We start from the raw sequence: 22,150 nt of genomic DNA, 5'->3' as shown, positions 1-22,150 counted from the left end.
TATTGAGTAAATAAAAATACTCAGTAATGATGTACGCCCCAAGCAATGCACTGAACTTGTTTAAGTGTGGGAGGTCTTTCAACTTAGCATTCAGCACTCGTAACTCAGCACTCTTTATAAAGAGCCAGCAATCATCCCAGCCAGTAAGATAAAACCAATCCAGACATTTTGCCGGAACATCTCACCATAAACAGGGTTGGGTAAATTTGGCTTGCTTAACTGTAGTGACTGCCAAACCCAGCCAATTGTGGCAATTACTAGGCTAATCCAAAAGGCAATGTGAAGGTGGATGGAAATACCTAAGCAAGCAAGTAAAGCAATTGTGCCAGCAAAGAAAATCCCAATCGCCAATGGAGCGTAATTACCAAAGAACAGAGCGCTAGAATTAATACCAATGCGCCGATCGTCCTCGCGATCGCTCATAGCGTAAACAGTATCAAATCCTAATGTCCACAATACAGTTGCGCCCCAAAGTAACCAAGTTGGTTGGGAAATATTTTGAGTTACCGCACTCCAGCTAATCAATACGGCAAAACCCCAAGCAATCGATAGCACCAATTGCGGTACGGGAAAAACTCGCTTAGCCCCTGGATAGAGCAAAATTACAGGTACAGCTGCCGCAGACAACCAAAAAGTTAGGGGGTTGAGATAAAACGCCAGAACGGCGGCACACAACAGCGCCACTATTCCGACACCAATCCCGACTTTAATCGACAGTGTACGGGCAGCTAGGGGGCGATCGCGCGTTCTTTGCACTTGTGGATCGATATCCCGATCCCACAAATCATTGACAACACATCCAGCCGCACTTGTGGCGAGAGTTCCCAAGACAATCACGCCAACTAAAGGCAGAGGCGGTTTACCTGCGGCTGCTAAAAACACAGCCCAAAGGGCAGGAATCATTAAAATTAATCGTCCTTCTGGTTTATGCCACCGCAAAAGCCGAAAAATCACAAGCCATATGGGTTCGGAGTTGCTTTCTGGCGTCTTTAGCATAGAAGTGAAGAAGAAATCAAGTAATTACCTTAGCTAGATGAATTCACACATCTTTACATCTATAGAATATCTTTATTTGCTATTTGTAAAAACACAACCTAAACTGGCATCTTTAGATGCATCTAAATGGTCACTTTAGTTGTGAGCAGCAGAGTAAATCTTCTGAAATCTGGTTGAGTTACTAACTACTCAACCGTGATTACCCCGACACACCAGTTTTTACTATCCTTCTTTAACAGAGAGAAAACTAGATGCTGAGTTTAGTTTCAGCTAACTGTGTGAGCCTTCCTACTCAAACAGTTAAGCAACACCGGATTATTGCTGCCATTGACCTAGGGACCAATTCTCTGCACATGGTAGTGGTGAAAATTGACACCAGCCTACCAGCTTTTAGCATTATTGCCAGAGAAAAAGAAACTGTGAGACTAGGCGATCGCGATCTGGCTACAGGTTATCTTAAACCAGAGATTATCGAAAAGGCGATCGCGGCTCTAGGACGCTTTCAAAAAGTTGCCGACACTTTCAACGCTGAAACAATTGTGGCTGTGGCAACTAGCGCTGTGCGAGAAGCGCCCAATGGTAAGGATTTTCTACATAGAGTAGCAGTTGACTTGGGTTTGAGCGTTGACTTGATTTCTGGGCAAGAGGAAGCGCGACGCATCTACCTAGGTGTGCTGTCGGGGATGGAATTTCACAACCAGCCTCACATGATTGTTGATATTGGTGGTGGTTCCACAGAATTAGTTTTGGGGGATAGTAACGAGCCACGCACGCTCACCAGTACGAAAATTGGCGCAGTCCGCCTGACTGGTGAATTAATTACCACTGACCCTATCAGCAACCCTGAGTTTCAGTACCTCCAAGCTTATGCACGCGGAATGTTAGAACGTTCTGTAGAAGAAGTGCAGGCAAACCTCAAGTTTGGCGAATCGCCCCGGTTGGTTGGAACCTCAGGTACGATTGAAACCTTGGCGTTGATTAATGCCAGAGAAAAATTAGGTTATGTTCCTTCCACACTCAATGGCTACCAACTCAGCCTCAAAGACTTGCGGGATTGGGTAAATCGCTTGCGGAAACTGACTAACGTCGAAAGAAGTGTAATACCTGGTATGCCAGAAAAGAGGTCTGAAGTTATACTGGCAGGCGCAGTAATATTACAGGAAGCCATGACCCTTTTGGGTGTTGATTCAATAACAATATGTGAGCGTGCCCTCCGAGAGGGTGTAATCGTGGACTGGATGCTAGCCCACGGTTTAATTGAAGATAAACTGCGTTTCCAAAGTTCAGTTCGGCAGCGTAGTGTGCTTAAACAAGCTAGTAAATACCAAATAAACTTAGAACATTGCGATCGCATCGCCGGATTTGCTCTCAGTTTATTTGACCAAACTCAAAACAAATTACACTACTGGGGCACTGAAGAACGGCAACTGCTGTGGGCCGCTGCGATATTACATAATTGCGGTCATCATGTCAGCCATTCATCTCACCACAAACACTCTTACTATCTAATTCGTAATAGTGAATTACTCGGTTATACCGAAACTGAAATCGAAATTATTGCCAATTTAGCCCGATATCATCGCAAATCTGCCCCGAAGAAAAAGCACGAGAATTTCCGCAATTTACTCACCAAACCACACAGACAAATAGTCAGCCAATTGAGTGCAATCTTAAGATTAGCGGTTGCTCTTGATCGTCGGCAAATTGGCGCTATTGCAAGAGTCCAGTGTGAGTACTATCCCAATACTCAAGAAGTTAGGTTGCGAGTTTTTCCCTCTCATCCTGATGATGATTGTGCCTTAGAACTCTGGAGTTTAGATTATAAAAAGGGAATATTTGAGGCAGAGTTTAATGTTAAATTAGTGGCCTCTTTAGAACCTTATGCGATGGCCATTAGCTCATAACTGACGCTACAGCAAGAAGCTTTCTCTAGCGCTCTTTTATTACTCTCGTCAGATTAAATTTGCAACCCTATTTTGACATTAGTCCGCGCAGGCGGACTTTGTTTGTGTAGCCGCGATTTCTAATCGCCTGGATGATTCTCTCTCAAGAGTCATAGAAAAGCGCTAGGCTTATCGTCCCAAAATTTGCCTGGCTTCTTGCTCGGCGATCGCACTTTTGTGCATGGTATTAATTACTGCGTGCTATTGCTTGCTGCGGTGTTTTTGTCCTGTTTTCCTAGAAGGGTACGGATAGCGGTAACAACTTCGGGCACTGCAAGCACTAACGAAGCGATCGAACATACAGTTGCAACTTGGCAGTACTCACAAAACGCTTTGTTCTCACTCCATTCCTCCTGAGCTAGCTTGGCAGAAATGGCAGTGTCTAACAAAATCTTGACGCCCATTGCAATTGGTAGCAGCGGATTTCGCCGTGCGCGATCTAAACCACCAGCAGCAGCCAGCCAGCCAGTCAGGGCGTAAGTAAGCACCATTATTGGGCCATCGGGTGAGTTGAATCGGCTGTAAGCGTAGTTAGAAGCGTCAACTTTGTCTGCATCAAATATGGGTATTGGTGGGTCGGGTAGGTGACTAATAATTCCTGTTTGGTAAAGTGTGACGAGTTGTCCCATTGAACCTCCCACCATAGACAAGCCGATAATTGCTCGTCTCCTGCTCATGTGAGGGTTCTTTCCTTTACGCAATTCTTCGCTCAGTTGTTTTGGCTCCATAAAGTTAAATCCTTAATGTATGAGTTGACGATGAAAGCAGCCAAGCACAAATTTAGTAGCTTAGGGCACTGGATGCTGTAAATAGCCAGATTGCCACGCCAAGACCAGCGACAGAGACAGATGTGAGCACTGGTGCCGCGCGATCGCCTAAAAAGCTGCCGACGTTGATAAGTGCCCCACGACTCCCGCGCTGTCTAAAATGTTTGACAGCAGCACGGGAGCCATAGACGACTCCCCAAAAGTTGGTGTCGAACATGCGCTTCATATCTGGTATGGAAACTTCTTCACAGCCGCCAAAAATTGAGACACCAGCATTGTTGACCCAGGTGTCAAAACCTCCAAACTCGGCGATCGCTTCATCAGCAATGCGATTAACGTCTTCTTCTATCCCTACATCTGCGGTGACGTAAATTGCCTAACCTCCTTTGCTGCGAATCTCGTTGACGATTTGGCGAAGGGCATCCTCATTACGGGCTGCAAGGACAAGCTTTCCACCTTGCTTAGCCGCCATTCTCGCCGTTACCAAGCCAATTCCGCTGGACGCACCAGTAATGACAATTACTTGATTTCGGAGGGGTTTGAATGAATTATTCATGAGTTAGAAATTCCAACCAAATCTTTATTTAGATAAATATTTGAGTAAAATTAAATGCAATATTTTCAACCCATAATCGCGTTTTTCATTTGGAAATTACACAAAAATATATTCAGTTAATGTATGTTTAACTGCTGCATTTATATTCTTCATAAAACTAACTTTTAGAAATTTGACTATCTTCTGTCCAAAGCAATAACTTAACTTTAATTATTATGTATTCCTGGATACAATAAAACTTAATTTTTAAAAAGAAATCAGTTAAAACTTACTTGTTAACTCACATCTTCTGCCTAAAGTAATAAACACATAAAATGCAGATATAGGGTATAAAATTTGACGATAGATGTGTTAATACTTTGCGTCGTTCCATAATGCGATCGCTAATTTTAATTCCAGCTTCTGAATTTGCTGTGATAGCAGAAAATATCAGAAAAAAAGCGTGAGATATCAAAATACTTTCAATCACAATGCTTGTCTATAAACAAGATGAACGTCTACACTCTACTTTAAAAAGTAAGATATTCTTGGTTATTCATCTCTAGCGACCAGTCAGGGCTTAAAATATTTCAAGACAAAGCAAAGACTATAAAATCGATGAATTATTGGTTAATGAAGTCAGAAGCAGAAGTTTATAGCATCGCTGACCTACAACAGCAAGGTGAGACTATCTGGGACGGTGTTCGCAATTATCAAGCTCGCAACTTTCTACGCCAAATGCAAATGGGAGACTTAGCTTTTTTCTATCATTCAAATAGTAATCTCCCAGGCATTGTCGGGTTGACACGCGTTATCAAAACAGGTATTGCTGACCCCACCCAGTTTGAGCCAAGCAGCAAATACTATGACCCAAAATCAACTCCTGAATCTCCTCGCTGGCAAACAGTTATTATAGAATTTGTTGAGTATTTTTCTCAGCCTATCTTGCTATCAACACTCAAAGAAAAGTTTAGTCCTGAAGAATTAATTTTAGTAAGAACAGGAAATCGGTTATCAGTAATGCCAGTTTCTGAAGTAGTAGCTCAAAAGATTTTGGTAATGAAAAAACTATAAGCTCTTCTAAAATTTATAATATTCTGGGGAACGAACAATTTTTCTCACCTTACCATCGCTCTTAGAGGTTACATAAATTTCCCCTTTTTCGTCTACCCCAAACCTGACATCAGAACGTTTATTGCCAATTATTTGTAGAAAAGAACCTGCTTTTTTCCCATCAAAAAGTCTAAGTTCTTTAATCTTTGCCTGTTTACCATTAACAAGCTCATCTACAGGTACATGAAAAAAGCGTCCATCGTTGCCAAAGTCAGCAAAAATATACTGACCTACCAATTCAGGAATTGCTTTACCTCTGTAAACATAACCGCCTGCGATCGCAATTCCGTAATAATCTGGCCAATCTTTTGGTATGTGATGGCTATATTGGGCGACAGGGTATGTGTAACCATACTCAGAATCATTTTTAGGTAAGGGAAATAGAACATTTTCATTTTTTTGTTCTACAACCCAAGTTCCTTCACGCTTTCCCCATCCATAATTAGCACCTTTGATGCCAAGATTGACTTCTTCAATAAAAGCTTCGCCAGTATCGCTAATTAACATTTTGCCCTCACCGCCAGTATCCCAACTAAAACGATGGGGATTACGCAGCCCGTAAGCCCAAATTTCTCCTAATATATTTGAATTCTTATTCCTCACAAAAGGATTATCTTTAGGAATACCATACTTGCCATTGGCACTATTCTTACCAAAAGGATCAATACGAAGAATTTTACCAAGGGGGGTGCTAAGATCTTGCCCATTATTTAGAGGATCTGTATGGCTAACGGGGAAACCATCACTTCCGCCATCTGCAACAGCAATATATAAAATGCCATAATCGACATCTCCTGGTTTAGTATTAAGATTAAAGCCTAATTGCCCTACATTATGATCTGGGTATGGCTGTTCAATACGCAGAATCTCCCTAGATATTCCAGAAAACTTATTAGCAGCAGGCTGATCTGCTTTCCATTCACGAATTACGTCATGGTGGGAGCTTTGTATAATATCACCTTTGTTATTAACAATCTTTTTCTTAACTGTAAAATCAGGAATGTTATCATTTTTATCTTCACTATTTACAGTATAAAAAATCCCATTTTTAGCAAAATCCGGATGAAATGCAAAGTAAGAAAAACCCTGTTGTCCAGTTTCATAAGTGAAGCCTGAGCAAATTAATCTTTTAAAGTCTGCATATACTGTGACTCTGCGATTATTAATTACGTAGAGTTTGCCACGCATATCATTAACAAATAACCTGCCGCTACCATCACCTGCATGAGTTAAAAAATTCAATCTTGCAACTCTATTAGCTCCGGTTCCACTGATAGGAATTTGTACAACTTCTTTTAAACCCACAGAGAGTTTTGATTTTTCAACTTTTTCGGGTATAGGATCTGTGATTTGGGCAGAGGAAATATTGGATAAAGCCACAATTGAAATTAGACAAAAGCAGACACAAAATAAAATGTAAAATTTTTTCATATTAATTATGAATTTAGGAATCAAGATTCTACTATTGCTCCAAATATCCTACGTACTGAATTTTAGCAAACTCAACTTTATTAAATAATACAGCTTCTGCTGTTTAGGCTGGATCTATTTCCTCAGCTACTGCTTTTACATAGTTGTTAATTCTGCTTTGCCAGCAGTACACTTCTACTGCGCATAAATAAGCAAATATTATTGAGTATGCTTCTGGAATTATCTTGTGGTAAGCTGTAGATAGCTTCAAACCTGAAAACGCCTCAATTAATTTAGCTGACATGAAGTAGTAACAAAGAAGCGTTGCTGGTAGGCAACAGTTTCAACGAAAAATAATCCAGAAATTAGCAAGTTGGCTCAAAGCTTTCTTGCTACCAAGTTTTACTTACAATCCATCATCTACACTCAACTGCTGTTAGCAGGGTTGTAGAGCTTATTCTGAGTGTCAAACAAGCTAATGATTTAAAAATTCTCAGCACCATACTCTTTATTTGCTTACAGAATAGTCGGCTGGCTTGCCTTTAATTAGGTTTCTATCACTAGCTGACATTACCAGCATTTCACTGCGTGGTTAATTGGACGCTTCATAGGATTAATATGCATAGAAATTCAATTTTGTTAGCTGAGAACGTAGGTTACGAACTTGGCTTAGATAGAACTCTATTTCAGGGAGTTAATATCAATATTAGTATGGGCGATGCCTTCGGCAAGACGCCTTCGGGTCAACGCATTGCTTTGGTTGGTCGCAATGGAGTAGGAAAATCTACTTTGCTGAAGATACTTGCAGGGCAAATTAGTCCTAATCATGGATCTGTATGGCGTAAGGATAATGTCTACTACTTACCTCAAATCAGCACCATCATGCAAGAAATCACAGCAGATACAGTACTAGATTTTTTGAGTTCTATCTCTGATGAATGGTGGAGAATTGAAGAAATTTTGCAAGCGCAATTCCACACTACTCTTGATTTATCTCTACCAGTTATTAACTTAAGTGGTGGGGAACTGACAAAACTGTTTCTAGCAATTGGTTTATCTCAAGAACCAAGCCTGCTATTGCTAGATGAGCCAACAAACCATATGGATTTACTGGCGTTAGAAAGTTTAAGGCTGTTTCTTCAAGATTTCGCTGGTGCATATATCATTGTGTCACACAAGCCTTTTTTCTTGGATCAAGTAACTGAAGTTACCTGGGAACTTACACCTGAAGGAGTGAAAGTTTACGGAGGTAATTTCTCTCACTATCGAAAGCAGAAAGAAATAGAGTTAGAAGTAGCATGGCGATCGCATGAAGTTGCCAGAAAAGAACTCAAACGTACCCAAGCTACAGCTATGCAAGAACAGCAACGCGCAGCGCAATCTCAGCGCCAAGGACGTAGCCAGTTTCTCAATGGCAGCATTGACCGCGCCTCAGCCGGACTGATTAAAACCAAAGCTGAGGCTTCAGCCGGAAATGCCAAAAAGAAACATGAACTTGCAGTAGCAAAAGCTACCCAAAAGCTTGCAGACACCAAAGTGAAAACAACTAAGGCGACAAGTATTCAACTAGCAGAAAAGGGGCAAAAACGCAGAAATTTGATTGATATCCAGGGTGCAAATCTTTGGGTGTCAGAACGCTTGCTGATTGAAAATATTCAGCTGCATATTACCTCTGGCGATCGCTTGGCAATTGTCGGTGCGAATGGTTCAGGTAAATCGACTCTCGCGAAAGCAATTCTAGGAATGGAACAGCAAACAGCGGTTTTGGAGTCAGGTGAGGTTTTGCTCTCACCAGCTATGAAAGCCGTATATCTCGACCAAACCTACGAACTGGTAAACCGTCAGCAGACGATTCTAGAAAATATGCAAGCCGCCAATCCCAACCTCAGCTATCAACTGCTGCGTCAACAACTGGGGCACTTTTTGTTCAAATACGATGATGTTCACAAACCAGTATCAGTGTTGAGTGGTGGTGAATTGGCAAGATTAGCGATCGCAATCATCAGCATCTCTGAAATTGACTTGTTAATTCTTGATGAGCCGACTAATAACTTGGATATTGAAACCGTTGAGCAGATGGTTGCAGGTATTAATGAGTATCAGGGTGCGCTTTGGGTAATTTCCCACGATCTAGATTTCCTCAGGCGGATCAACATTACTCAAAGTTTCAAGTTAAGCCGACAAGCTTTGCAAGTAACGACCCATTTACCTAGTACACCAGAGCAATATTATCGAGAATTACTGGCTTTTTTAAATTAGACCTCTTGCAAAAATATATTTTTGCAAGAGGGGGGAAAGGGAAAGGTTTTTGAGTTCCTTTCCCCTTTTCCCCTTTGCCTTTAACCGACTTCTGCAAGAAGTCTATTGATTAGTGCTCGTGTTTGTAATTGATATTTGGTAAGGAATACTCTCGGTTTTGCTTTGGGAAAATTCGTAAGCTGGAATGACCAAGAGAAAAGATAAGCTTCTCGCGTCATTCCAGATTTTCTTGCTTCAGTGCTCGGCGCGCTAATTTTACGTAAGTTTTCACAGTAGTATAGGGCATCTCCAAATCTTGGGCTATTACTTGTAATGATTCCCCCATTTCCCGTCGTGCCAAAATCGTTGCCCATGTAGAAGCAATTTTATCAGTGCGATCGCCTCCTGTGCGTTTTCGTTGAGCAGTAAATAGCGCTGTCAGTTCGGCAATGCGTTCACCCAACAGATTTGTCAGCAACTCTGTGGGTGTAGTTGGTTCTCGTTCCAGCCACTCTAAGCGCGTTTGTCCCAGCCCAAAGGTGGTTTTGTGTCCTGTACCGCAATAAGGTGCAAGTCTGACTAAGGCATAAAACAACTGAGTAAATTCAACGTTAGCTAAAGCGGCTTTACTTAAACTACAAGAAATTGCTCCTGTGAACCCAGTCACTGAACCGCGTTTACCAGCTGCCACTTTTACCGACTCCAAGCGATGTTGGTGGATGATTACCCCTTCGTCTATCCATTCGAGAAAAGATTCTGGTTCTACAATCATTCCCGAAAAGTCATTCCAGCGACGCAGGTAGCTATGAAAGAGATTTACAGGCACAGGGAGAGGGAAATGATGACCTTTGCGGCGAAAGCTGGTGGGTGAGACAAAGCTGAGACTGATGTTAGTTTTTTTCTCTATAGATGACTGCAACAATTGCGCGTAGGTGGTTGGTGGATGGGCAATACTTACCTGTTTAATTTGTAAAGGTGCATCTCTTAAAGCTAAGGTTTGTGGCAGTTGAGTTAACCATTGACTGATAAACTGCGCCACCTTTTGAGAAAGGGCGTTGACGTGCCAACGATAAATCTGCTTTGCTTCTAGTTGCAGTTGTTTCCCACTAGGAACAAGTTGACCTTCCAGCGCCGAAATATTGAAGGGCTTTTCTGACTCGCCATCATGAAGGTAAGCCGAGAGTTCCGGGTTGAATTGCCGTACTTGATCCAGAAACCAGGCATGGAGTCCAATTGTGTACTGAGAATAGAGGGCACTAGAACTAGTTGCCTCAAGGTCAAACACCAATCCTACCAATTCAGTGTCAGCTGTCCAAGTGGGAAGAGAGGAAGCTGACACAGACTTGGACTTGGCTTTGCGACTGGTAGATGTAGCTGCTCTTGCCATCGCTGCTTGCTATACAAATAACGTTAAATATTTTACGTTCTTTTCATCTCCTCATGGGGATGAAAATGAATTTGAGGGGCGAGGAAAACAACTTTCTTCTGCCCAAGCTAGTAGAAGATCAGAATCTGCAAATAACTTGTGACTTTTGATGCTTGAATTTTGCCTTCGCGCAGCGTTTCGTAGAGAAGCGATACTAGTCGCCAGGGAATGTATTTGTTCTTCATGCCAAAATCCTCTAATTTAAGCAAATAAAATCGCTAAAAAAGGGTAAAAACCTATGCTAATTACAGTCGTTGGACATAGAACTAAAAATAAATGAGGATCAATTTCAACATAATTCGTAATTACTAATTACCTCCACAATTATTTAGTTTTGTAAACTAAAAATTGCGTTTCTACGCTGGCTGTAATAGCTGAAATTGCTTATTTAGCTAGTAATTAGCAAAATATTACAGATTGTTAAAATAACTCGCTCAATCGGGAGGCAGTATTTTTAAACTTCGCCGAACAAGAAAGTAAAAATAAGAGATAACAAAGTTTTTGAATTTAAATTTTCGGTTTTTAGCCTGAAATTAGCGTTATTAAGCGTAATCGATAATAATAGCAATTCAAAAAAGAATGCGACAGATGCATTTGTAGGCGCGGGGTTTCCTCGCCTTTTTTAGCGATATTCATCAACGCCAAAAACTTATACACGGGAGGACTCAACGTCCAAGTGAATTTCACAATTTAATCTTTTGAGCAGCGATATTTTATACACATCGCCTTGATTCATTTCACCTGGTGTCTGCATTTGACTTAAAGCAGTAACAACTTCATCAGAATTTGCAGTGAGAACAACCACAGGGCGATCGCACGCTATGGGAAAATCATGCCACGTGCCAATATGCAGCAAAAGTCCGTAACCAGGAGGGAACCGCAATGCTTGTACTTGATTTAAATTAGGCAAGTTTTCATCATTTTCATGATTAGGTGGTGCCATCACCATAATAAATTGTGCTTGTCCCAAACCAATAAACATTTGGGTCATGTGCATATGACGTTCTAACCAAATAATTGGCGGATATCCAGGCAAGATTTTTGCTGTTCTAAAAGTAGCCGTTCCCCGATAGGTAAAGTCAATATTTTCGCCTTCTAATACTCGTTCTTGATAAAAGGGAATTCCTAAGCCAGGTTTACTGACATCATCACCTAGAAGATGCCCATAGGGTTTGGTGTTTTCTATATTGGCATCAATAACAGGGATTTTTAAAACATTAGTTGGAGAAATATTCATAATTCTAGTTGTAGAAGTTAGATAAATAAATATTTTTAACCGCCGATAAACGCCAATGATTCGTAATAATTATCTGCGTTTATCTGTGTTTATCTGTGGTTTATTCATCCATTCATAAATACTTTCACCTGTGGTTAACCAAGTATCAGATTTATTTTTAATATGTAGCAAACACTGCTTTAAATATTTGAGCCGTAGTGGTTGACCCACAATAAATGGATGTAGGCCAATTGCCATTACCCTTGCTTGGTTTTCTCCTTCCTGCCACAGCTGGTCAAATTGGTCTTGAATAGCTTGAGCAAATTCTCCACCAGAAAAGCGATTACTTAAACATAAGCTAATATCATTTGCTTCTATAGTATAAGGAATAGCCAACAAACGACCATTAGGTAAAGGATACCAATAAGGTTGGTCATCATTTACCCAGTCAGCAGTGTAAACAATTCCTGCATTATGTAATAGTTCAAAAGTTGATTCCGTAATCGAAAATCCAGGGGTTAACCAGCCTTTGGGAGTTTTACCAGTAGCTTGACGCAGTAAATCTAAAGTTTGATTAATGATCTCGCTTTCTACTTGCAGATTCATGCCACTATGGCCAGTTGAATTATTAATCCCATGCGCCATGATTTCCCAACCATATTGCTGCATGGCTGTCATAATCTCCGGATAAAGCGGAAAAATTTCGCCATTCACTGCTGCTGTTACAGGAATTTCTAACTCAGCAAATAGTTCAAATAACCGCCAAATGCCTACACGATTACCGTAGTCTCGCCAACCATAATTAGCTATTTCTGGGTAACTATTTAAGTGAGGTTGAATTGCTGTTCCCAGTTTGCCAAAGGTGAAGTGTTCGACATTCATTACTACCCAAACGGCAACTCTGGCATTATTAGGTAATTTTAACGCCGGACGTTGAGTAATCGGTTGAAAAGATGGAGGTTGCAACATTCAAAATTAAAAATTTATGAACTGCGTACACTAGGACAGAGAAAAACCCTTATTTTCTTAGTGTTTTAGTGATTCAAGTTTTTGTACACTAAACTTATTTCACTCATCAATAGGTAGCACAGAAATATTTTCCAATAGAAGCAGGCATTCTTGTTGAATGAGCTTTCTGCCCTGAGAATATCACTGTTGATGAGGCTGATTGTTTGCAGGTTCATTCTTTGTAACCGCAGGTACGGCTTTCATTGCTGTAGCTTCTTCTTTAGCTTGCATTTCTAGCAGTTCCGATACTGTCACACATTTATAACCCTTGGTCTTAAGACCAGCAATAATGCCTGGTAAAGCTTTCACAGTCCGAGAACGATTGCCACCACCATCGTGCAACAGCACAATTGAGCCTGGTTTTGCACCATTAAGTACATTTTTGATCATTCCTGCCACCTGGGGTGAATGACGGTTAGCGTCTCCTGACAGACTTGACCACATCATGATAGTGTAATTTTGATTTTTGGCGTAGTCAGCTAATCCATTATGCAGATAGCCTCCAGGTGGACGAAACAAAGCGGTTTTTACCCCTGTAGTTTTATAAATAATATCTGCTGTGCGATCAATTTCACTAGCCGCAGTAGCTGTATCCATCTGACGATACCAATGATGCCAGGTATGGTTACCAAGAGCATGACCGTCAGCTACTACTTGTTTAGCAATTTGAGGGTAAGCTTGCACCATTTCCCCAGTCACAAAAAATGTAGCTTTAATATGATTTTTCTTTAAAATTTCAAGTACCTGTACGGTGTTTTTCGGGCCTGGTCCATCATCAAAAGTTAAGGCAATCACTTTGTCGGTTGCTTTCAGCTTCGCTTGATAAATAGTTTGCCGCTGAAATGATTTAGGCACTTCTACAATTAAGTTTTTGGCGGGTGGGGACGTTGCGCTGTTAGACCCACCTTTTACGTTCTTATCCGTTGGCTTGTTAATTGCCAATTTCTGGAGCAGTTCACCATTGAGCAGACTCAGACTCAAAGCACCCGTAGCAATTACTACTATAACTATTCCTACTTGTAAAACTTGCGATATCCTCTGGGCAGCCACCTTAACACTCCTTCCACTTCAGTCATGAGTTACAGTTGTTGTCTTACTCAAGCCCGACTTCCCTCTTTTCAATCCAGGCCTGTTGAATAGTACCTTAGATTTTTGTTCCCGCTTGCCTAATATTACAAACGATTGTAATAAATATATCCGTTGCCAAAAGAAAAAAGAAGAAAATCCGTTAAAATATTCCAGCCAAAGGCTCGGGTAGGTGACCAATTTGACCCCAGACTGCGGATACACCAACTTAAAAGCAAAGTCAGCCATATAATGCGATCGCTATCTATCCCCACATAAGTAGCCGCTTTAGAACTTGCACCAACTACTCGTGCACTAAAGCAAAAAATATTTTCCCAAGTTGGATTTTATCACCCTGATTCTTGCATGAATATTCTCAAAAAATATTGATAGATGCTAATTATAATTAAATCTTCAAAACTGTGTAGCCCCTATTTCTCATCGTCGCAAGTATGAAACAAGGCTTTACAAATATCCTTTTTATCAAAAAAATAATAGCGCTTCCCAAACTTCTAGGTAAGCGCTAACTTCTTAGTTGGATTCAAAAAAATCGTTAAACTAATTCCCCGATGTCTACGATTAATCGTCCATGACCTAATTTTTTTACACGGCGCTGTGGCGGTTTAGTAAGTTCCACAAAAAGACAGCAACAATTGCGCCAAGAACTGCCACGAAGATACCAGGAATGCTCAGAGTAGGAGCCGCTAGAGCTAATCTTCCTGTAGTGAAGAATATACCTAGGCTACCGCCAATAAAGGCACCGATGATGCCTAAGATGATTGTTGCCAGAATGCCACCGCCTTGGCGTCCGGGATAGATAGCTTTAGCAATAGCACCAGCAATTAGACCTAAAACAATCCAAGCAATAATGTTCATGAGTTCACTATTTATTAAAGGTTTTTTACTGAAAAAAATAGTAACAGTCGCATCATGAGCAACCAATCTATCAACAGAACTAATTATTAAATACCTTGAGGAATACATAACTTGTTAATATATCTTTCGATAGATACCGCGGTTGACATTAAAAAAAAGCTTCTAGCAGGTCTTTTACTAGAAGCTGGTCAAACTATTGCTTGGTAATTGCAGTATATGCATTTCTCATTAACTATCTCTTCTACTAGAAGCATTAGAGGATGCATTAAAATTCCAATTTGCTCAAAAAATAAGCGAGTCGTCTGACACTGCATATTGAGTCATCAAGTCCGTCCTGTATTATTGGTCAGCTAGTGCAGTAAGTCCAGCACCGCAAGAGAGCTTCCAACTCCACTTACTACTCTGTGGGTTCATTGTTAGGCGTTCTCGTTCCCTCAAAGAGGGTTCCCGCAGGGTAGAGTAAGTAACCACGCAAAATCAATTACATTGTGTAATTAATTATATTTAAGTACTTAGCCGCCCTAAGGAAGTCTACAAGTCTTGTCATTAGCCACATTTTTGTAACAGTCAAACTATCACGCTCTCTTGTTATCTTGCCCAGATTTGAAGTTCCGGGCTAATAGCGCAAGTCCACTCAGGTGGACTGCAATCTTTGCTTAGCCTACTTCAGTAGACTTTAACTATTAGCCTTGGAATTCTATTCTGAAGCTCTTTAGCAATGAAGCGGGGATTTATCAAATGTGGGTAATGACAAGCCTTTTAGGGCTAGCGAGCGTCAATCGACTAAGCTTGTAGTTCCTACTAGTATATTTTTGAGTTTATGCCTAACTCCGGTAAGCAACGAAGGTAATTTTATTCTTTATTGCCTCTATTTTCCTGAATTATATGAACAATCGATGGTATTAAAGAAACAACTATAATTAATCCAATAATCGGTAATAAATATTTATCGACTTGTTCGGGTGGCAAAGATTTTCCTAAGAAAAATCCTAGAAAGGTAATACCAAATGTCCACACAAAGCCACCGATCAAGTTATAAGACATAAATGTCCGATAATGCATAGCACCAATACCTGCAACAATTGGAGCAAAAGTCCGCACAATCGGTATAAAACGCGCTAAAACAATTGTTTTCTTACCGTGTTTTTGATAAAATTTTTGGGTTTTAACAATATGTTTTTTATGAAATAACCATGAATCTTCTTTGCTAAATAATTTTCTACCAAATCTATATCCGGTAGTGTAACCGACATTATCTCCTAGGACAGCAAAAATAAAAGCACCAATAATCAAAATCCAAATATTCAGTAATTGCTGAGAGGCTACAAATCCAGCCGTGAACAGCAAACTATCCCCAGGCAGAAAAAAGCCAATTAGCAAACCAGACTCAGCAAATATAATTCCCCATACACCAAAATAGCCAAGTGATTTAATCAGTGCTGGTAAATCGAAATGCATAGAATATTTTACCTTTTAAGCATAAACATACAACATCTTAACGTTTGGTAATTTTCTGGAACGCAAAATAATATTAATTTTCCGTGAATATATTGTTTGATCTACAAAATATTAATGACAAACGGTTGATTTTGGGTTAAGGGTGCAAGATGCAGAGATATTTGAAAGTCCTGAGACTATTTTGGAGTACTGCGATCGCAGCTGAGATGGAGTATCGCGTTAACTTTATTGTCGCTACCATCACCAGCTTGGGTAATCTGGCAGGTAGCCTGTTTGGTTTATTCTTGTTTTACCGTACTGGCTACACTTTTGCTGGCTGGTCATGGGAAGCCGCTTTAGTTGTGCTGGGAATTTTTACCCTGTTACAAGGTTTTTCTTCTACCTTTCTCGCTCCCAACTTGAATAGCATTGTCCGTCATGTGCAGGAAGGTACTTTAGATTTTGTTCTACTCAAACCTATCCGCAGTCAGTTTTGGCTTTCTACCCACACCCTTTCCCCTTGGGGTTTGCCAGATCTAGTTTTTGGTAGCGCAATCATTGGCTATGCAGGTATACGCCTCGGCTTAAGTCTAAACAATTATTTAGTCAGTGCAGTGCCATTATTGTTGGGCTTGGTAATTCTTTATAGCCTGTGGTTTATGCTAGGAGCGACTAGCATCTGGTTTGTGAAAATCTACAACGTTACCGAAGTATTACGGGGTTTATTGGAAGCTGGAAGATATCCGATCGCAGCTTACCCATCTGCTTACCGCTTTTTCTTTACATTTGTAGTACCCGTAGCTTTTTTAACTACAGTTCCAGCAGAAGCCATGCTGGGCCGAGGACAAATTACCTGGATCGTAGGTGCAGTAGTATTGGCATTAGGGCTATTTTTTGTCTCTACTTGGTTCTGGCGGTTTGCGTTGCGTTTTTATACTAGTGCTTCGAGTTAGCAACAACGGTGAATAGCTGCTATTTCTGGCAATTTTTGTCTAAAAATAAAAAACATTTGTCAAAATATTAGAAAATCTTCAGGAACTTTACATAGCAAATGTGATTTCAATATAAATATCGCGGAAATTACTGTTGACAGTCAACTGCTTAAAACCTGAAAGGATACAAAATGAGTTCTGAATCTAACGTCAAACTGACGATCGCTCTTTCCAATCCCGACTTAGATACAGAAGAGCAGGAGCGAGAAACGCGAAATTTCCTGCGAGAGATTAGAGACTTAGATGTAGAAAGTGCAGAACTCGTAGCAGTTACAGACACACCCGAAGGAGCAAAGTCTGTTGGAGGTTTTCTGGTAGGGGTGTTGCGAACAGAGGTTAGCCTTGCCAATTTTAAGAAAGTGTTGGAGTCTTTGCGCGATCGCTTGGGTAACAAACCAATTGAATTGGAAGTAGAAGCCAACGGCAAAAAGCTGAAAGTTAAAGCCAACAGCCAGCAAGAGTTAACCGCAGTCATTGAACAAGCTCAAAAGTTCGTCGCTGGTAAATAGGAAACTCCATTAGCAAGGAAGAATAACGAGATGGCAAAAGTAGCACTGCTAATTGGAGTCAGTGAATATGAGTCTGATCTTACCCCATTGCCAGCAGCAACAAAAGATGTTGAGGCAATACAGCAAGTTTTACAGAACCCAGAAATTGGCGGTTTTGATGATGTAAAAGTACTATTAAATCCTAAACAATATGAGATGGCGGAAGCTATTGAAATCTTGTTTGCTGAGCGTCAAAGAGATGATCTAGTTCTGCTATTTTTCTCTGGACATGGTATTAAAGATGAGAGTGGTACACTTTACTTTGCTGCTTGCAATACGCGCAAAAATTTACAAGGGAGACTTTTTGAAACAACCGCAATGGCAGCTAGCTCTGTGCATAAGTTCATGAGTGATAGTCGCTCTAGACGTGAGGTACTAATTCTCGATTGTTGCTTTAGTGGTGCGTTCGCCGAGGGGATGTTAGCGAGAGATGATGGTTTTGTAGATATCAAGAACCAATTAGGTGGAGAAGGACGAGCTGTTCTCACATCTTCAACTTCAACCCAATATTCTTTTGAACAGCAAGGGGCAGATACCTCAACTTATACTAGCTACATAGTTGAGGGGTTAGAGACTGGTGCAGCAGACCGGGATGAAGATGGTTGGATTTCTGTTGATGAGTTGCATGAATATGCTGCCAAGAAGGTGCAAGACAGTACGCCAGCTATGAGGCCAGAGATATATCCTATCAAAGGAGGCTACACAATTAAACTTGCTAAAGCGCCCAGCAATGATCCCATGCTCACATATCGTCGAGAAGTTGAGTATTGGGTAGAGGGAGGTAACGGTGAAATTTCTGTTGCTGGTCGCGCTGCATTAGTAGGTTTACAAGATACCCTGAAACTAACACCTGAACAGGCTGTTGCAATTGAAACTCAGGTTTTAGCACCTATAGAAGATAAAAAGAAAAAATTGCAGCAATATGAGCTAGCTTTCCGCGACGAGATTAAACACGGGTTTCCTCCGAGTGATAGAACTCGCGCTAATTTGAAACGTGTTCAGCAACTTTTAGGACTCAGAGATGAAGATATAGCCCTAATCGAAGCTTCTTTAATTACCGGACAGCAACTTACCACACCTCCAGTAGTTGTCAATTCTCCACATTCCCAAAATAGGAATTTTTCATATTACATAGGCTCTTGCATAATTGGAGTAATCGGAATAGTTTTTGGTGGTACTGTAGTCTACTTTTTTAATATTCAAGATAAACCTCAACCTGTAGTTCAGCCTATAGTAAATTTCTGTGTCAAAGAGGAGTATATTTTGGACGGCAGAATTAGCTTTGGTGAAAAAATTTTATTAAAACCAGATACAAACGCTGATAAAAAAGCTGGTGGCATTCAAGCATTTGCTAAAGGTGATTGTAAAACTGCTATTGAAAAGTTTGATGCTTACCGAAAAACTAATCCCACTGACCCAGAAGCATTAATTTACTTAAATAATACTAAAGCTCGTCAGAAAGGAGATCGGCTCAAAATTGCAGTGAGTGTACCAATTGGTAACGCTCAAAATATAGCAGAAGAGATGCTACGTGGTGTAGCTCAGGCTCAAGATGAAGTGAATCAAAATGGCGGTATTAATGGGAAGCTTTTGGAAGTAGCGATCGCAAATGATGATAATGACCCAGACATTGCCTCAAATATTGCTACGAAGTTTGTAAACAATCCAAGTATTATGGCTGTAGTTGGACACAACTCTAGCGAAGCTTCAAATGCTGCCGGCGGAGTATATAAAAGCAAAGAGTTAGTGATGATAGCTCCCACAAGTTTCGACCAAAACCTTACTGACTCACACAAGTATATATTTCGTACTGCTCCTACTAATTCTTTGTTAGCAGAAAAATTAGCAAAAAAACTGTCTGATGAATTTATCAAAAAAGCTAGTCAGCCCAATATTCTTATTTGTATTGATTCAGCATCTGGTTATCAACAGTTTCAAGATGCTTTTCGCACAAAAATAGAAGCTGCTGGTGGTATAATTAACCCCAAAGATTGTAATATATCTGATAATATCAATTTTAATACGGTGATTTCTGAAGCTAAGAATAGTAGTGCAAATGGCTTAGTTTTAGCTTTTCCTGGGCACAAAATTCAGAGAGGTCTAGAGGTGGTAAAAGCTAATCGAGGACAGTTGCCATTATTTGCTTATCCTTCACTGTACACGGAGCAAACTCTAAAAGATGCAAAAGCCAATGTTAACGGTATGATACTGGTTGTACCTTGGCATCGCACAGCATTTCCTAATAGTCCTTTTGTGCAAAATGCTGATGCATTGTGGAAAGCTCCGGTGAATTGGCGAACAGCGACATCTTATGATGCAACTCAGGCGCTCATTGCAGGTTTGAAGCAAAATAAAACTCGTGAGGGGCTAGAAAAGGTGTTGCACAGTCCTAGTTTTTTAGCTGATGGTGCAACAGGAAAGATTCAGTTTTTACCATCTGGCGATCGCAAAGACAGCCCCATGTTTTTAGCCAAAGTTCAACAAAAACCTGGTACTAACGAATATGAGTTTGTCCGAATTCAACCTTAGTTAGCGTGAGTTTTAGGATTACGCACAACTATGCGATCGCACCTCAAATTTAAAATTGCTATAAATTATTTTTAACCCAATTTCTAAAATTACGCATAGCTTGGCTTCTGCCAATCGTTAAACACTGCTGAACATACTCATTGACTAATTCAATAATTGGAATATTAGGAAAATTCGGGCTAGATTGAGATTTTATATATTTTCCTGCTTGTAGCAAATTAATTTCTAACCCTTGTTGTGTATATCGCCAAAGTTCAGGAACTCCCAAAATCTCATAGTTATCAAACCGAGTGCGGGAGGTGATATCAATTTCAATGGCTAAATCTGGTGGTGGATCTATAGTTAAATCAATACGATTTTTACCAATTACAGCAGCTTGATTTTGAATATAAAAACTGGTATCTGTTTCTACAGCTTGCCGCATTCGCTCATTTTTAAGTGTTGTGGAACCAAAAGGTTCAAAATCTATTTGGAGTTCTTCTAACAAGAATTTGACTAAATCGCCAATCAATTCTTTATCTTTTTCGTGTTCGGGTAGCGGCACCATAATTTCTAACCAGCCATGACTATAGGAAATGCGGGCGGCACGGCGTTCTCCCATTTCTTCTAAAATATTTTCTAACTGCTGCCAACTAACATCTTTGAGCAACATTTGTTGACCTGGTTTGACGATAATTTGTTTTAGTTCTAAAAGCATATCGCCTTAAAAAGTGGATGTAGATATTATTCTAAATCTGTAGAGTAGGGAAGGCGATCGCTCTTACGCTTACCTCTTTAACAGCATTTCCGGTAAAATCAAGATCCTAAAGACTGTGGATCGGGAGAAACTAGGGGTGTCTACACTCGGCGTAAACATTGACCATATTGCGACGATTCGGCAAGCACGGCGAACGGTGGAACCTGACCCCGTAGCGGCGGCGGTGCTGGCAGAATTAGGCGGTGCAGATGGGATTACGGTGCATCTGCGGGAAGATAGACGGCATATTCAAGACAGGGATGTGCGACTCTTACGGCAAACGGTGAGAACGCACTTAAATTTAGAAATGGCCGCTACAGAGGAAATGTTAGGAATTGCCCTCGATATCAAACCTGATTATGTAACTTTAGTACCAGAAAAACGTGAAGAAGTTACAACAGAAGGCGGTTTAGATATTATTGGGCAAATTGCTAAAATAGGTGAGATAGTTGAGAAATTGCAAAGTGCTAACATTCCAGTTAGTCTATTTATCGATGCCGAACCGTCACAAATTGCAGCATCTGCCAAAGTGCAAGCCAAGTTCATCGAACTTCACACTGGGCAATACGCTGAGGCTGTCGATGAAACAAGTCGCAAGCAAGAGTTAGCCGTGTTAGCTAAAGGATGCGAGCAAGCGATTCAAGCTGGATTGCGAGTAAATGCTGGTCATGGACTTACCTACTGGAACGTTTATCCTGTGGCTAGTTTTCCAGGGATGGAAGAACTAAATATTGGTCATACCATCATCAGCCGAGCAGCTTTAGTAGGTATAGAAAGAGCTGTTCGTGAGATGAAACAAGCCATTAGAGGAGAATTGTAAACAGTTAACTAAATAACTGTTTGAAAGCTTAGAGGGGTCATAACTGCGAAATCCAGAAATTGGGGACACAATTTTAAGCAAAGACTTCTATGAGCGCAACACAATCTAACAGCCTACCGCTTTGGGTACAAGATCGGGATAAAGTTATTGAAGGAAGTACTGATGCCCAATGGCGCTATCAGGCACCTCCTGATTATTCTCGGTCTAAAGAGAATTTAGCCCAAGAAAGTACACGCCATCACTTAGAGGGTACTCTAGAAGCGATCGTACAAAACTTGGTAAGAACTTTCGAGATGGAAGTGTCTTTCAAAACCAACCCACAGCAGTGGTTGTCTATTGTTAATGACAAGTTTCGTGTAAGTACTAATGGAGGTCCAGAATACACAGCTAAAGATTTATCAGCCCAAGGTACTTACAATTTATTTATGGCTGATTCAGAGCATTACGTGCGATTCGTTGTTTAGTGAATCACATAACTAAACCAGCCTGACAGCA

The 22,150-nt window shown here is 40.6% G+C and carries 17 protein-coding genes and 2 pseudogenes; 8 read left to right on the top strand and 11 right to left on the bottom strand.

All coding sequences use genetic code 11. The features are described 5' to 3' along the window. Positions 1–114: 114 nt before the first annotated feature. Positions 115–996, bottom strand: coding sequence for a 4-hydroxybenzoate solanesyltransferase (locus BV372_RS03045; protein ID WP_086683089.1), 882 nt, complete (start codon positions 994–996; stop codon positions 115–117). 251 nt (positions 997–1,247) lie between these two features. On the opposite strand from BV372_RS03045, the gene BV372_RS03040 reads away from it, so the two are divergent. Continuing rightward, on the top strand, positions 1,248–2,900 hold the full coding sequence (locus tag BV372_RS03040; protein WP_086683085.1) for a Ppx/GppA phosphatase family protein: 1,653 nt from the start codon (positions 1,248–1,250) through the stop codon (positions 2,898–2,900). A gap of 230 nt (positions 2,901–3,130) precedes the next feature. Here BV372_RS03040 and BV372_RS03035 read toward each other — a convergent pair whose 3' ends face one another. After that, positions 3,131–3,667, bottom strand: coding sequence for a vitamin K epoxide reductase family protein (locus BV372_RS03035; protein ID WP_086683082.1), 537 nt, complete (start codon positions 3,665–3,667; stop codon positions 3,131–3,133). A gap of 52 nt (positions 3,668–3,719) precedes the next feature. Then, positions 3,720–4,178 (bottom strand): annotated as a pseudogene (locus tag BV372_RS03030) (SDR family NAD(P)-dependent oxidoreductase). Between the two features lie 681 nt (positions 4,179–4,859). Between BV372_RS03030 and BV372_RS03025 the strand changes: the two are divergent. Beyond that, positions 4,860–5,315 (top strand): EVE domain-containing protein, encoded by a 456-nt coding sequence (locus tag BV372_RS03025; protein ID WP_086683079.1) that lies wholly within the window; start codon positions 4,860–4,862, stop codon positions 5,313–5,315. Between the two features lie 6 nt (positions 5,316–5,321). Here the strand turns inward: BV372_RS03025 and BV372_RS03020 are convergent, their stop codons facing one another. After that, a complete protein-coding gene (locus BV372_RS03020; RefSeq protein ID WP_256973073.1) occupies positions 5,322–6,809 on the bottom strand; it encodes a sorbosone dehydrogenase family protein in 1,488 nt (495 codons plus the stop codon). A 573-nt stretch (positions 6,810–7,382) separates the two neighbouring features. Here BV372_RS03020 and abc-f point away from each other — a divergent pair. Then, positions 7,383–9,023 carry a ribosomal protection-like ABC-F family protein gene (gene abc-f, locus BV372_RS03010; protein ID WP_086683069.1) on the top strand — a complete coding sequence of 547 codons (1,641 nt, stop codon included), beginning with the start codon at positions 7,383–7,385 and terminating at the stop codon, positions 9,021–9,023. Positions 9,024–9,237: 214 nt separating this feature from the next. Here the strand turns inward: abc-f and cas6 are convergent, their stop codons facing one another. From cas6 to BV372_RS02980, 6 genes are all read right to left on the bottom strand, one after another. Then, positions 9,238–10,389, bottom strand: coding sequence for a CRISPR-associated endoribonuclease Cas6 (gene cas6 / locus BV372_RS03005; protein ID WP_086683066.1), 1,152 nt, complete (start codon positions 10,387–10,389; stop codon positions 9,238–9,240). A 688-nt stretch (positions 10,390–11,077) separates the two neighbouring features. Beyond that, positions 11,078–11,665: an ureidoglycolate lyase gene (locus BV372_RS03000; protein ID WP_086683063.1), complete on the bottom strand. Its 588-nt coding sequence runs from the start codon at positions 11,663–11,665 to the stop codon at positions 11,078–11,080. 69 nt (positions 11,666–11,734) lie between these two features. After that, a complete protein-coding gene (locus BV372_RS02995) occupies positions 11,735–12,610 on the bottom strand; it encodes a polysaccharide deacetylase family protein (RefSeq protein WP_086683116.1) in 876 nt (291 codons plus the stop codon). Positions 12,611–12,793: 183 nt separating this feature from the next. Then, positions 12,794–13,702, bottom strand: coding sequence for a polysaccharide deacetylase family protein (locus tag BV372_RS02990; protein ID WP_086683060.1), 909 nt, complete (start codon positions 13,700–13,702; stop codon positions 12,794–12,796). 618 nt (positions 13,703–14,320) lie between these two features. After that, positions 14,321–14,593, bottom strand: a complete 273-nt coding sequence (locus BV372_RS02985) for a GlsB/YeaQ/YmgE family stress response membrane protein (protein ID WP_086683112.1) — start codon at positions 14,591–14,593, stop codon at positions 14,321–14,323. An 852-nt stretch (positions 14,594–15,445) separates the two neighbouring features. Continuing rightward, positions 15,446–16,051 carry a DedA family protein gene (locus tag BV372_RS02980; protein WP_086683057.1) on the bottom strand — a complete coding sequence of 202 codons (606 nt, stop codon included), beginning with the start codon at positions 16,049–16,051 and terminating at the stop codon, positions 15,446–15,448. A gap of 149 nt (positions 16,052–16,200) precedes the next feature. Between BV372_RS02980 and BV372_RS02975 the strand changes: the two genes are divergently transcribed. The 3 genes from BV372_RS02975 to BV372_RS02965 all read left to right on the top strand — a co-directional run bounded on the left by BV372_RS02975 (position 16,201) and on the right by BV372_RS02965 (position 20,099). Then, positions 16,201–16,983 carry an ABC transporter permease gene (locus BV372_RS02975; RefSeq protein ID WP_086683055.1) on the top strand — a complete coding sequence of 261 codons (783 nt, stop codon included), beginning with the start codon at positions 16,201–16,203 and terminating at the stop codon, positions 16,981–16,983. Between the two features lie 170 nt (positions 16,984–17,153). After that, the gene (locus BV372_RS02970) at positions 17,154–17,531 is read left to right on the top strand and encodes a hypothetical protein (RefSeq protein WP_086683052.1); all 378 of its coding nucleotides are present in this window, start codon (positions 17,154–17,156) and stop codon (positions 17,529–17,531) included. A 30-nt stretch (positions 17,532–17,561) separates the two neighbouring features. Next, entirely contained in the window at positions 17,562–20,099 is a 2,538-nt protein-coding gene (locus BV372_RS02965) for an ABC transporter substrate-binding protein (RefSeq protein WP_086683049.1), read from the top strand. Between the two features lie 58 nt (positions 20,100–20,157). On the opposite strand, the gene BV372_RS02960 is transcribed toward BV372_RS02965, so the two are convergent. Further along, positions 20,158–20,796, bottom strand: coding sequence for a Uma2 family endonuclease (locus tag BV372_RS02960; RefSeq protein ID WP_086683046.1), 639 nt, complete (start codon positions 20,794–20,796; stop codon positions 20,158–20,160). A gap of 136 nt (positions 20,797–20,932) precedes the next feature. Between BV372_RS02960 and BV372_RS02955 the strand changes: the two genes are divergently transcribed. Both BV372_RS02955 and BV372_RS02950 read left to right on the top strand, forming a co-directional pair. Continuing rightward, positions 20,933–21,655 carry a pyridoxine 5'-phosphate synthase gene (locus BV372_RS02955; RefSeq protein ID WP_086683043.1) on the top strand — a complete coding sequence of 241 codons (723 nt, stop codon included), beginning with the start codon at positions 20,933–20,935 and terminating at the stop codon, positions 21,653–21,655. Positions 21,656–21,744: 89 nt separating this feature from the next. Further along, positions 21,745–22,101: pseudogene (locus tag BV372_RS02950) on the top strand (SnoaL-like polyketide cyclase); the annotation flags it as partial. Positions 22,102–22,150 lie beyond the last annotated feature (49 nt).

Origin of the sequence: Nostoc sp. T09 (assembly GCF_002154695.1) — a bacterium.
In the GTDB taxonomy this organism is placed as follows: Bacteria; Cyanobacteriota; Cyanobacteriia; order Cyanobacteriales; family Nostocaceae; genus Aulosira.
Note: the sequence above shows the minus strand (reverse complement) of the source record. Positions and strands in the feature narration are given on the sequence as shown.